Source organism: Deltaproteobacteria bacterium, assembly GCA_026712905.1.
Classification (GTDB): domain Bacteria; phylum Desulfobacterota; class Binatia; order UBA9968; family JAJDTQ01; genus JAJDTQ01.
Genome location: JAPOPM010000030.1, coordinates 17,507 through 29,344, shown reverse-complemented (window position 1 = coordinate 29,344; position 11,838 = coordinate 17,507). Strand labels below are relative to the sequence as shown.

Below are 11,838 nucleotides of genomic sequence, written 5' to 3'. Positions count from 1 at the left end.
CCGCGGCCGCCCGTTCCTTCTTCATCGCAAGCCCGGTCGGGCGGAGGAGAATAGACAGGGTGGCAGCCCGGGAGTCTTGGTTTGCCCCGGTCCGGGGTGGGCACCGCACGGTTTCCGGGCCGTTCGCCATTGCCTACGACTTGATCGCGGCCCTGTTTTCCCTCTGGTATCTGTATACGTCGGGGTTCGGCCTGGTCTCGACCGAGACCAACCGTGGGCTCTATCTTCTGTTCACGGCGGTGCTCGTATTCATCCGCTTCCCGGCCCATGCGCGAGCGCCCGGGCACCGGCCCAGCGTCATCGACTGCGTCCTCGTCATCATGGCGGTGGTGTCCATCGGCTATTGGATGGACCAGTACGTGCCTTACGCGATGTTCCGCGTGAGCGATCCCAACCGGTGGGACTTCATCATGGGGATCGCCGCCATCGTCGTGGTGCTGGAAACCAGCCGGCGAGTGCTGGGACCGGCCATTCCGATCATCGCGGCGATCTTTCTCCTGCAGCTCTATTACGGCCCCTACCTGCCTGGGAAACTCAGCCATTCCGGCCTGCCGGTGGACCGCATCATCGAGTTCACGTTCTCCACCCAGGAAGCCATGTTCGGGGTCGTCACGGCGACCTTCGCCACTTTCGTTTTCCCTTTCATGATCTTCGGCGCGTTCCTGGAGCGTAGCGGCGCCGGGACCTTTTTCATGGATCTGGCCGCGGCGCTGACGGGCAAGTGGCGCGGCGGCCCCGCCAAGATCGCCACGGTCAGTTCGGCGTTGTTCGGCTCCATCTCGGGCTCATCGGTGGCCAACGTCGTGGCGTCCGGCGCGTTCACTATCCCGATGATGAAGAAGATCGGCTTCAAACCCCACCACGCGGGGGCCATCGAGGCGATCGCATCCACCGGCGGTCAGATCATGCCGCCTATCATGGGTGCGGGCGTGTTCATTCTGGCGACCCTGACTCAGACCGGCTACCTCCAAATCGCGGTCATGAACGTGATTCCGGCGGTCCTGTTCTTTTTCTTTGTCTTGCTGATGGTCGATCTGGAGGCGGTGCGTACGGGCATCAAGGGCATGCCGGTGGATGAAGTGCCGAACCTCCGGGAGGTGCTGCGCGGGGGCTGGCATTTCTTCATTCCCCTGGTGGTGGTCGTGACGCTGCTGTTCGAGGGGTATTCCCCGGACCTGGGAGCGTTCTGGGGCATTATCTCGGCGATGGCGCTGTCGTGGCTGCGCAGGGATACGGCCATGACACCCCGCGACATCTTCCGGGGCCTGGTATCGGGCGCCCATTCCAACACGTCCGCGGGCGCGGCCATCGGCAGCCTGGGCGTGATTATCGGCGGCATCATTCTTGCGGGTCTGGGACTGAAGTTTTCCGCCGTCCTGGTGGAGTTCGCGGGCGGTAACCTTCTTTTGACGGTGGCCCTGGTTACGGTCATATCCGTGATCATCGGCATGGGCAGCAGCACGACGGGCTCCTACATCATCCTTGCCGTGGTCGCGGCCCCAGCCCTGGTGCAACTCGGTGTGCCGGAGGTGCCGGCCCATCTGGTGGTTTTCTACGCGGCCTGCCTGTCGAATATCACGCCGCCGGTCTGCGTCTCTGCCTTCGCGGGCGCGGCCATTGCCGGCGCGGATCCGATGAAGACCGGTTTCGCGGCCTTGAAGTTCGGCACCACCCTGATGCTGATCCCGTTCAGTTTCGTCTATGTCCCGGAACTGCTGCTGCTAGGCACGGCGCTGGAAATCGCCGCGGCCGCGATCAGCTACCTGCTGGGCTACGCGGCGCTCGCCGTCGCCATTCAGGGCGTCGACTACCTGGCGGGCACCGTCGAACCGTGGCGCAAGACGGTGTTCCTGGCCGCGGCGGCGTGCTTCCTCTTGCCGATGATCTGGTGGCTGAAGGTGGCAGGCGTGGCCCTGCTCGCCGCCGCGTGGGGCCTGCGCGCCCTGGTGCCTGGTCGGACGTAAGGCAACCCGCGCCCCATGCGACCGGGTTTGCCTTTGGGAAGATCGCCGCGAGATGGCGGTAGGGTCTTCGCTTGAATTGGCACCGGCTGCTGGCTATAAATTCCCGCCAAAGGAGAACATGTATCCATGTCCGATCGTACACTCTATGACAAGGTCTGGGACTCCCACGCGGTGACCACGCTGCCCACCGGGCAGACCCAGCTCTTCATCGGCCTGCACCTGGTCCACGAGGTGACCACGCCGCAGGCTTTCGACATGTTGAGGGAGCGCGGCCTTCCCATCGCCTATCCCGAGCGCACCTTCTCCACGGTCGATCACGTGGTCCCGACGGACATGCGTGTCCGGCCCTTTCTCGACGAACAGGCCGAGGCGATGACCGCCGCGCTGGAAAGGAACGTCCGGGAATTCGGCATCGAATTCTACGGCCTCGACAGCGACCGGCAGGGCATCGTCCACGTCATCGGCCCGCAGTTGGGCCTCACCCAGCCGGGGATGACGCTGGCGTGCGGCGACAGCCACACGAGCACCCACGGGGCGTTCGGCACCCTGGCCTTCGGCATCGGCACCAGCCAGGTGCGCGACGTGCTCGCCACGCAGACCCTGGCCATGGACCGTCTCCAGGTGCGGCGCATCAACGTCAACGGCAAGCTCCCCCTGGGAGTGCATGCCAAGGACGTCATCCTCACCATCATCCGGCAGCTCGGCGTCGGCGGCGGCAAGGGCTACGCGTACGAGTACGGCGGCGACGTGCTCGACCGGATGAACATGGACGAGCGCATGACCGTGTGCAACATGAGCATCGAGGGCGGCGCGCTCGTGGGTTACGTCAATCCCGATCAGACCACGTACGATTACGTCCTGGGCCGGCCGTTCGCCCCCAAGGGCGAGTCCTTCGACCGCGCGGTGGCCTATTGGCGCTCCATGGCGTCGGACCCGGACGCGAGCTACGACGATGTCGTGGACATCGACGGCTCGGCCATCGAGCCCACGGTCACCTGGGGCATCAATCCCGGTCAGGCGTTGGGCGTGCTGGAGAACCTGCCGCGCCCCGAGGAGTTGACCGACCCCAAGAGCGTGGAGAAGGCCTACACGCACATGGGTTGGGAGCCGGGCGCGCCGATACTCGGCACTCCCATCGACGTGGCGTTCATCGGTTCGTGCACCAATTCGCGGCTCTCGGACCTGATCGCCGCGGCGCGGGTCGCCGAGGGGCGGAGGGTGGCCGACGGGGTCAAGGCCCTGGTGGTGCCGGGCTCCGCCGACGTCAAGAAGCAGGCCGAGGCCGCGGGCCTCGACCGGGTCTTCACCGAAGCGGGGTTTCAGTGGCGCGAGGCCGGCTGTTCCATGTGCCTGGCCATGAACCCGGACAAGCTCAGCGGCCGGGAGGTGTGCGCCTCTTCGTCCAACCGCAACTTCATCGGGCGCCAGGGGAGCCCGGGAGGGCGCACCCTGCTGATGAGCCCCGCCATGGTGGCCGCCGCCGCCTTGAACGGCAAGGTCGTGGACGTGCGCCAGTACAACTGATCAACGGAACGAGGTCATCATGAACGAGATCAAGCAGGTAGGCGGCAGGGCCGTGGTGGTGCGGGGCCCGGACATCGACACCGACCGCATCGTCCCGGCCCGCTACCTCAAGGAAATCACTTTCAACCGGATGGGCGAGTACCCGTTCTTCGATGAGCGCTACGACGCCGACGGCAACACCGTCGACCACCCGTTCAACGAGGAACGCTTCCAGGGCGCCGAGGTGCTGGTGGTGAACCGCAACTTCGGCTGCGGGTCGTCGCGCGAGCACGCGCCCCAGGCGCTGTACCGGTGGGGCATCCGCGTCGTCATCGGCGAGTCCTTCGGCCCCATCTTCGCCGGCAGCAGCGTGCTGCTGGGCATGCCCACGGTGATGGCGTCGCCCGAGGACGTCGGCAAGCTCATGGCGCTGGTGGAGAGCGACCCCACGGCGGAGCTCACGGTGGACCTGGAAGCCCGCAAGGTGCGGTTGCCCGACGGCAGCGACATCGACCTCGACATCAGCGAAGGCCACCGCAACGCCCTCACCACGGGGACATGGGACTCCACCGCGCTGCTGCTCGACAACATGGACGAGGTCGCGAAAACCTCCGACAAGCTGCCCTACACCAGCGACTTCGAGGGGCCGGCGCCACTTTAGGTTGCCTAGCTCTCCACCTGCGGCATCACCTTCTCCACGAACGTGTCCAGTTGACGCAGGTCGGAGATGGCGAGGCCGATGATCAGGGTCTGCAGGCCGCCGGCGAAGATGCGGTTGATGCCGTCGGCGCAGGCGTCGGCGCTGCCCACGAGCATGTACTTCTCCACGTCCATGCGCACCTTGCCATAGTAGCGGATGAGGTAGTTCTCGCACGCCTCCACAGCCTTGCTCTTGTCGTCGTCGATGGCGATGAAGGTGAGGCCGGCCTTCTCGATGTCGTCGGGGTTGCGCCCGGCGGCGCGGGCGTGGCCGCTGATCTTCTCCCACACCGCGTCGAAGTTGTGCACGGCGTTGCTGCCGCAGATGTAGCCGTCGGCGTACCGGCCCACGCGCTTCAGGACCGGCTCGGCGCCGCCGCCCATCCACACGGGGGGGTGCGGCGACTGCACGGTGTCGGGGCCGAAGCGCGTGCTGTGGAGGTCGAAGAAGCGGCCGTGATGCTCCACTTCCTCCTCGGTCCACAGGCGCTTCATGAGCTTGAGGGATTCTTCCGCCCGGCTGCCGCGGTGCTCCCACGGCACCTCCACCGAGGTGAAGTCGTTCTCGCGGCTGCCGAAGCCGATTCCCAGGGTCACGCGGCCGTTGGACAGGAAGTCGAGGGTGGCCACGGTCTTGGCCAGGAGCGCGGGGTGGCGCAGCGCCGACAACAGCACCGAGGTGCCCAGCCGGACGCGCTCCGTGGCGCCGGCCGCGGCCGCGAGCACGGTCAGGGCTTCCAGGTTGTCGTAGGCGATGCGATCGATGGTCCAGAACGAATGCAGGCCGCCCTCGTCGCACTTCCGCGCCATGGCGGTGACGAAGCCGGCGTCGATCTGCGGCGCCGCGTTGACGAAGCACATGCCGATGTTTCCCATGGTGACGATCCTTTCCGGGTGTTGTGTCCCGCGCGAAAATTTCGTTTATAAGAACGCAGGTTCCTGGTTGCGCGCGTCCGCGTGATGGGACAGTCGGGACAGGCGCGGCGCGTCCTCGGCCAGCCGAGTGGCGGCAGCTAACGGAGGTTAATCGGTTTCCCTTGATCCCGCAACGGGGGCGTCGGCGCCCGTGTAACCGTGCGTTGGCCTGCCACAGCCTTGACAGTCCCCCTGGACCTCGATATATCCCTGTGGATTTCGTAAGGGGCAGAAGGGTCTCGTAAGGAGCAGAAGGGAGTTCCTATGTGGGAAGCCGCCACCGTGGCATTTGAGAACCTCCTGGTTCCGACCCGGCTGGGGTATCTGTTCATCGGGGTGTTCATGGGCCTCGCCTTGGGCGCCATTCCTGGCCTCGGTGGCCTTGTGGGCCTTGCCATCCTCCTGCCCTTCACGTTCGACATGGACTCCTTCGAGGCGTTCGCCATCATGATCGGCCTGATCTCGGTGACGAGCACTTCGGACACCATCCCCTCGGTTCTCTTCGGCGTTCCCGGCACCTCGGCGTCCCAGGCCACCATCCTCGACGGCCATCCCATGGCCAAGAAGGGTGAAGCCGGGCGCGCCTTCGGCGCCGCTTACATGGCGTCGCTGATCGGTGGCGTGTTCGGCTCGCTGGTGCTGGCGCTGTCGATCCCGGTGCTGCGCCCCATCGTGCTCGCGTTCGGCTCGCCCGAGTTCTTCATGCTGGGTTTCCTGGGCATCTCCATGGTGGCGGTGCTGAGCGGCAACGCGCCCGTGAAGGGGCTCATCGCCGGCGCCCTGGGCCTGTGCGTCGGCATGGTGGGGATGGACCCGCAGACCGGCGTGCTCCGTTGGGTCTTCGGGCAGCTCTATCTCTGGGACGGCGTGCCGCTGGTGCCGGTGGCCCTGGGCATCTTCGCCATCCCCGAGATCGTCGATCTGACCATACGGGGGACACGCATCGCCGACGTGCCCAAGGAGCGGCTCGTGGGGGTGCTCTCGGGAATCCGCGACACCTTCCGCAACTGGTTCCTGGTGCTGCGCTGCGGCGTGGTGGGGGTGTTCGTCGGCGCCATTCCGGGACTGGGTGCGTCGGTGGTGGACTGGTTCGCCTACGGCCACGCCATCCAGACGGAGAAGGGTGCCAACGAGACCTTCGGCACCGGTGACGTGCGCGGCGTGCTGGCGCCGGAGGCCGCCAACAACGCCAAGGAGGGCGGGGCGCTGATCCCCACCATCGCCTTCGGCGTGCCCGGCAGCGCGTCCATGGCGCTGTTGCTCGGGGCCATGACCATCCAGGGACTGACCCCCGGCTCCGCCATGCTCACCAAGGACCTGGCGGTCACCTACACGATGATCTGGAGCCTCGCTGTCGCCAACATCTTCGGCACGATCCTGTGCATGCTGTTGACCAACACCCTGGCGAAGATCGCCATGGTGCGGATCAACCTGTTGACGCCGCTAGTGGTGGTGATCGTCTTCCTGGCGTCGTTCCAGGCCACCCGGCACTACGGCGATCTGTGGTCGCTCCTGTTCTTCTCGCTGCTGGGCTGGCTCATGAAGCGGTTCGGCTGGCCGCGGCCGCCGCTGATCCTCGGGCTTGTCCTGAGCGGCATCATCGAGAACTACCTCTTCATCTCCGTCAGCCGTTACGGCGCGGCGTGGATGACGCGCCCCATCGTGATGATCGTGGCGGTGCTCATCGCCATCAGCCTGTATTACGGCGTGCGCAACGCGCGCAAGCAACGCGAGTTGCAGCAGAAGCGCGACGCGCAGGTGGATCACGAGAAGAGCGGGGATACCGATGAAGCTTAAGGCCAACCCGGGCGCGCTGTTCACCGTCTTGGTCCTCCTCCTGATGGTGGGTCTGGTGATGACCGCCAAGCAGTGGCAGTTCCAGGCGCGGCTGTTCCCCTGGAGCATCGGCATCCCCACCATGCTGCTGTGTTTCCTGCAACTGGGCATGGACATCTTCCGCAACAGGGACGGGGACGAGGACCTGGCCGGGGTGATGGACCTGCCGGTGGACCGCAGCGTGCCGGTGGCCGTGGTGATCCAGCGCGCGGTCAACATCTTCTCGTGGATCTTCGGCCTCTACGCCTGCATCTGGATCATCGGTTTCATCCTGAGCGTGCCGCTCTTCCTGCTCCTCTACCTGCGCATTCAGGCGAACGAGTCGTGGAAGGTAGCCATCGCTTACATGGTGGTGATGATGGTGTTCATGGTCGGGGTGTTCGAGATGGTGCTGCACATCCCCTGGCCGCCGGGGTTGATCGACGGCCCTCAGGCGTTTATTCTGGGACTGGTCGAGCATTATCTTTCGAGTCTGATCCCCATCTGACGGAGGACCGTCAAAGTTCGGTGGGGGGGGACTCTTGACAATTGCCGCGCGGTTTACGTATAAAAAGGCCGTCTGGATCAGCGGAGCAAATAACCAAAGGGAGGTAGCATATGGTTACGAAGAGGTTAGTCAGTCTGGCCGCGGTTTTGGGTGCGTTGTTCCTGCTGTCGTCTTTCGCGATGGCGATGGACGCGAAGCTCATGCTGGAGCCGAACAAGGTGTCCAAGAAGACCGCGGTCTCGGTTACCGCGTCCGGCCTCAAGGCGGGACAGGAAGTCGGCCTGCGGCTGATCATGGGCGGCGTTCTGTCCGACGTGAGCTTCCTGGCGAAGCCCAACATCGAGAAGGCCGACGACAAGGGGATGGTGAAGTCCAAGTGGACCATCAACCGTGAACTGCGCGTCTTGAGCAACGGCGACCACGAGATCATGCTGGTGGACGCGGACGGCAACACGCTGGCCAAGACGATGCTGACGGTGGCGAAGCCCGCGAAGAAGAAGAAATAGCTTGCTTGGCGAAGAGAGCGTCACCGGACTCCGCGCCGGTGACACTCTCGAAGCGGGCGGGTTCCGCGAGGGACCGCCGTCAATTGGAAACGGGCTGAGGATTTCTAGGGAACTGAAGTCCTCGGCCCGTTTTCGTTTGGCGACACATCGTTTGGATGCAGACTCCCACACGTGAGGAGGTAAACGGATCATGAAGAGACGGACACGAGCGGGCTGGAGTGCATTGGCTTTTCTTGTCCTCTTCGCCGGGTTGGCGACGACGGCGCAGGCGAAGAACATCAGAATCCTGATCGGTTATCCCCCGGGCGGCGGCCACGACCTCGAGGCGCGGGTCATGGGGCGGCATCTCGGGCAGTACCTTCCCGACAACCCCAAGATCATCGTCCAGAACATGCCGGGCGCGGGTGGCATGATCATGGCCTCGTACGCCTACAACCGGGCCAAGGCGGACGGCTTCACCATCGGCCTGTTCGGCTCCAGCCACGGACTCCAGGCGCTGGTCGCTCCGCCGCACATGGTCAAGTTCGACGTCTCCAAGATGCCGATCATCTGGTCCGTGGCCGGCGTTCAAGTTCACTTGACCCGCGACTTTCTCGGCGCGAAGAACGCCGATGATCTCCTGAACAAGGTGGACCGCTCGAAGATCGTCGTGGCCGGCCGCTCCAAGCAGGGCTCCTCGTGCCTGCGCGGACAGTTGGCCCTGCGGCTCCTTGGCATCGAGAAGTACACGGCCGTGTGCGCCTACGGGGGAACCTCACCCATCCGGGCCGCCACGGAACGGGGCGAAGTGAGCTACTTCGTGGCCAGCGACGCCCACTTCGTCGGGGGCGGCGCCTTCGTGGACCTGCACAAGCGCGGCCTGGTGTACCGCATGTACCAGAGCGGCATCCTCAAGGGTGATGGAAGCATCGTGCGGTCCGAGACGGTCCAGGGCGATGTCCCGACGCTTCACGAGGTGTACAAGAAGGTCCACGGTAAAGAGCCTTCCGGGCCCGATTGGGAGGCGTGGCGTGCCATCGGGCTTGGCATCTCGAATCTCACGCGTACCCTGGTCTTGCCTCCGGGCACTCCCGCGGCCAAGGTGGCCGAGCTCCGGACCGCCATCGGCAAGATGGCCAAGAACCCGGGTTTCGTGAAGGACTGGGAGCGGGTTTTCGGCCAGAAGCTCGCCCCGGTGATCGTGTCGCCGGAAGACGCCAGCAAGATCCGCGACGAGACCATGGCGCCCGCCGAGTGGCAGGACCATCTCCGCAAGTTCGTCGGCGCCAAGTAGGCGCGTGGGGAATGCGGGGGGCGGGGATGGGATCCCCGCCCCGTCGCGAACAGGAGGTTTCTCATGAGCAGACGCAGCGTTTTCGTGTTACTGGCGTTCTGCGCCATGTGGTTGATGCTGGCGCAGGGGGCGCACGCCTTCACCGAGGGCAAGCGCATCCAGATACTCTCGGGCTATTCGCCCGGCGGTGGGCACGACACCGAAGGCCGGCTCATCGCCCGCTGGATCGGCAAGTACCTTCCGGGCATGCCCTCGAACGTCATCAAGGTCAACATGCCCGGCGCGGCCGGTCTCATCCACGGCGCCTACATGGGCAACAAGGCCAAGAAGGACGGCCTGACCTGGTCCATCATGGGCACGTCCCACTTGGGAAGCCAGGCCCTCAACGATCCCAAACCCAACTACGACCTGACCAAGATGCCGGCGATTTTCGGCACCAGCGGCGCGTCCGCGGCCATCGTCCGGGATTTCCTCGGCATCAAGACCGGCGCCGAGCTCGCCAAGCTCGATCCCAAGAAGATCGCGGTCTCCGGGCGCTCCATTACCGGACCGTCCTTCCTGAACGACGTCATCGGCCTCGACCTTCTGGGTATCGAGGGCTACAGCTACGCCGTGGGCTACCCGGGCACCGCCCAGATGGCGCTGGCCTTTCTGTCCGGCGAGGTCTCGTACGTCGGCGGCACCGGGCTGCACCACGTGCTCGGAGTCAGCGGACGGTATTACGGGCCGGTCAAGGAGGGCAAGGCCATCGTGCTGTGGCAAGGTGGGGTGTTGACTCCGGAGGGCAAGGTTATCCGCTCGCCGGGTACGGACATCCCGACTTTCGCCGAGGTCTACAAGCAGGTGAAGGGCGAGGATCCGTCGGGTCCGGCGTGGGAAGCCTACAAGCTCACGGGTCCCACCATGCGGACCCTGAACCGTACGCTGGTGGTGCCTCCGGGCACGCCCGCGGACCGGGTCGAGGCCATTCGGGCCGCCTTCGACAAGATGTACTCCGACCCGGCGTACATCAAGGAGTGGGAGAGGATCTTCGGACTGAAGCTGGACTACTTCCGCGGTGCGGACGTGGACAAGGTGGTCAAGCTCATGCTCAACCCTTCCCCTGGATGGGATTACCTCAAGAACGAGTACATCCCCGCGCTCCAGGCTCGGAAGAAGTAGTAGACCGGTCACGTAAACCAGCCCATGCAGCCCGGCGCAATCCACGCGCCGGGCTGCATGATTTCCGAACCGACGGGACACCCTACAGTCCATGAAAAAAGACATTCGCACATGGATCGACCAGTTGCGCGGCGCCGGTGTGCTCGACATTATCTCCAAACCGGTGGATCCGCGCACCCAGATGGGCGCCCTCCTGTGGCAGTCGCGCGAACGCGCGCTCTTGTTCGACAACCTCGCGGGGTACCCGGGCTGGCGCTGTCTCGGCCAGGCGCCGGGGGACGTGCGGCTGGCGCCGCTGGCCTTCGGCTGCGACCGCAACGAGATGGTGCCCGAGTTCGTCCGGCGCACCCAGGAACCCGGCACCACCCGGCTGGTGTCGTCCGGTCCGGTCAAGGAGCGCATCCTCAAGGGCGACGAGGTGGACATCACGAAGCTGCCGATCCACCAGTGCGGCATCCGGGACGGCGGCCCCTTCATCTCCGCCGGGCTCATGATCTCCAAGGACCCGGACACCGGCAACCGCAACCTGAGCTTCCACCGCCTCCAGATGAAGGGCCCGCGCAAGACCGGCATCCTGCTCTACCCGCGCCACGGCTGGACCAACTACCAGAAGCACGAATCCAAGGGCGAGAGCATGCCCGTGGCCTTCATGATCGGCCACCACCCCATGTATTACTTCGCCGCCGCCACCTCCACGGACTACGGCCGCGACGAGCTCACCATAGCCTCGGGGCTGCTGGAGGAAGAGGTGGACATGGTGAAGTGCGAGACCCTCGACATGGAGGTGCCGGCCCAGGCCGAGGTGGTGCTGGAAGGGGAGATCCTGCCCCACGTGCGCGAGGAGGAAGGCCCCTTCAGCGAGTTCCAGGACTACTACCTCGCCGGGGCGGGGCAGAACCCGGTGTTCCAGGTCAACGCCATCACCATGCGCGGCGACGCCATCTTCAAGAACATCCAGAACGGCGCCGAGGTGGAGGGCTGCGTGTACCACAAGGTGCCCATGTCGGCGCAGATCCTGCGGCGCATCCGCGGCGTGGGCGGCGGCGCCCAGGTGAAGAACGTGCTGGCGCTGCCGGGCATCTTCGGCATCGTCGTGCAGATGAACGCCCGCTACTACGGCGAGGCGCGCAACGTCCTGATGGCCGCCCTGTCGAGCGAGTACCAGCATCCCAAGGTGGCCATCGCCGTGGACGAGGACGTGGACATCTTCAACTACGCGGACGTGCTGTGGGCCATCTCCACGCGCGTCAACCCGGCGGAGGACATCATCACCATCCCCGGCGCCAAGATCCACGCCATGGACCCTTCGTGCCAGGAGGTGGGCAAGCCCGGAGCACCCGGCTGGCACCGGGTCGGCGGCAAGGTGATGATCGACGCCACCAAGCCGCCCGAGTGCGACCCGGCGCGGCGCTTCGAGTTCGAACGCCTGCAGCCCATGGGCGCCGGCAAGGTGCGGCTGGAGGATTTCCTCTAGCCGCGTGTCCGGGTGGCGGG

Annotated in this window: 10 protein-coding genes; 9 read left to right on the top strand and 1 reads right to left on the bottom strand. The window is 65.3% G+C overall.

Translation table 11 applies throughout. The annotated features are described in order from the left end of the window. The first annotated feature begins 59 nt into the window (after nucleotides 1-59). From OXF11_02505 to leuD, 3 genes are all read left to right on the top strand, one after another. Nucleotides 60-1,964: a TRAP transporter fused permease subunit gene (locus OXF11_02505; GenBank protein ID MCY4485970.1), complete on the top strand. Its 1,905-nt coding sequence runs from the start codon at nucleotides 60-62 to the stop codon at nucleotides 1,962-1,964. 126 nt (nucleotides 1,965-2,090) lie between these two features. After that, the gene (leuC, locus tag OXF11_02500; protein MCY4485969.1) at nucleotides 2,091-3,488 is read left to right on the top strand and encodes a 3-isopropylmalate dehydratase large subunit; all 1,398 of its coding nucleotides are present in this window, start codon (nucleotides 2,091-2,093) and stop codon (nucleotides 3,486-3,488) included. Nucleotides 3,489-3,507: 19 nt separating this feature from the next. Next, on the top strand, nucleotides 3,508-4,128 hold the full coding sequence (leuD, locus tag OXF11_02495; GenBank protein ID MCY4485968.1) for a 3-isopropylmalate dehydratase small subunit: 621 nt from the start codon (nucleotides 3,508-3,510) through the stop codon (nucleotides 4,126-4,128). Between the two features lie 5 nt (nucleotides 4,129-4,133). Here the strand turns inward: leuD and OXF11_02490 are convergent, their stop codons facing one another. Then, a complete protein-coding gene (locus OXF11_02490) occupies nucleotides 4,134-5,042 on the bottom strand; it encodes an LLM class flavin-dependent oxidoreductase (GenBank protein MCY4485967.1) in 909 nt (302 codons plus the stop codon). Nucleotides 5,043-5,363: 321 nt separating this feature from the next. On the opposite strand from OXF11_02490, the gene OXF11_02485 reads away from it, so the two are divergent. The 6 genes from OXF11_02485 (at nucleotide 5,364) to OXF11_02460 (ending at nucleotide 11,818) form a co-directional block, all read left to right on the top strand. Next, the gene (locus tag OXF11_02485) at nucleotides 5,364-6,878 is read left to right on the top strand and encodes a tripartite tricarboxylate transporter permease (protein MCY4485966.1); all 1,515 of its coding nucleotides are present in this window, start codon (nucleotides 5,364-5,366) and stop codon (nucleotides 6,876-6,878) included. Further along, on the top strand, nucleotides 6,868-7,404 hold the full coding sequence (locus OXF11_02480; GenBank protein ID MCY4485965.1) for a tripartite tricarboxylate transporter TctB family protein: 537 nt from the start codon (nucleotides 6,868-6,870) through the stop codon (nucleotides 7,402-7,404). The genes OXF11_02485 and OXF11_02480 overlap by 11 nt, the downstream gene beginning before the upstream one ends. Nucleotides 7,405-7,514: 110 nt before the next feature. Next, entirely contained in the window at nucleotides 7,515-7,910 is a 396-nt protein-coding gene (locus tag OXF11_02475; GenBank protein ID MCY4485964.1) for a hypothetical protein, read from the top strand. A gap of 190 nt (nucleotides 7,911-8,100) precedes the next feature. Next, a complete protein-coding gene (locus OXF11_02470) occupies nucleotides 8,101-9,183 on the top strand; it encodes a hypothetical protein (GenBank protein ID MCY4485963.1) in 1,083 nt (360 codons plus the stop codon). Nucleotides 9,184-9,246: 63 nt separating this feature from the next. Then, nucleotides 9,247-10,344 (top strand): hypothetical protein, encoded by a 1,098-nt coding sequence (locus OXF11_02465; GenBank protein ID MCY4485962.1) that lies wholly within the window; start codon nucleotides 9,247-9,249, stop codon nucleotides 10,342-10,344. A gap of 91 nt (nucleotides 10,345-10,435) precedes the next feature. Beyond that, nucleotides 10,436-11,818 (top strand): UbiD family decarboxylase, encoded by a 1,383-nt coding sequence (locus OXF11_02460; protein MCY4485961.1) that lies wholly within the window; start codon nucleotides 10,436-10,438, stop codon nucleotides 11,816-11,818. Nucleotides 11,819-11,838 lie beyond the last annotated feature (20 nt).

Coding starts and splice junctions, on each gene's coding strand:
- OXF11_02490 (MCY4485967.1), bottom strand. CDS start 5,042: ATGGGAAACATCGGCATGTGCTTCGTCAACGCGGCGCCGCAGATCGAC.
- leuC (MCY4485969.1), top strand. CDS start 2,091: ATGTCCGATCGTACACTCTATGACAAGGTCTGGGACTCCCACGCGGTG.
- OXF11_02475 (MCY4485964.1), top strand. CDS start 7,515: ATGGTTACGAAGAGGTTAGTCAGTCTGGCCGCGGTTTTGGGTGCGTTG.
- OXF11_02465 (MCY4485962.1), top strand. CDS start 9,247: ATGAGCAGACGCAGCGTTTTCGTGTTACTGGCGTTCTGCGCCATGTGG.
- OXF11_02480 (MCY4485965.1), top strand. CDS start 6,868: ATGAAGCTTAAGGCCAACCCGGGCGCGCTGTTCACCGTCTTGGTCCTC.
- leuD (MCY4485968.1), top strand. CDS start 3,508: ATGAACGAGATCAAGCAGGTAGGCGGCAGGGCCGTGGTGGTGCGGGGC.
- OXF11_02470 (MCY4485963.1), top strand. CDS start 8,101: ATGAAGAGACGGACACGAGCGGGCTGGAGTGCATTGGCTTTTCTTGTC.
- OXF11_02460 (MCY4485961.1), top strand. CDS start 10,436: ATGAAAAAAGACATTCGCACATGGATCGACCAGTTGCGCGGCGCCGGT.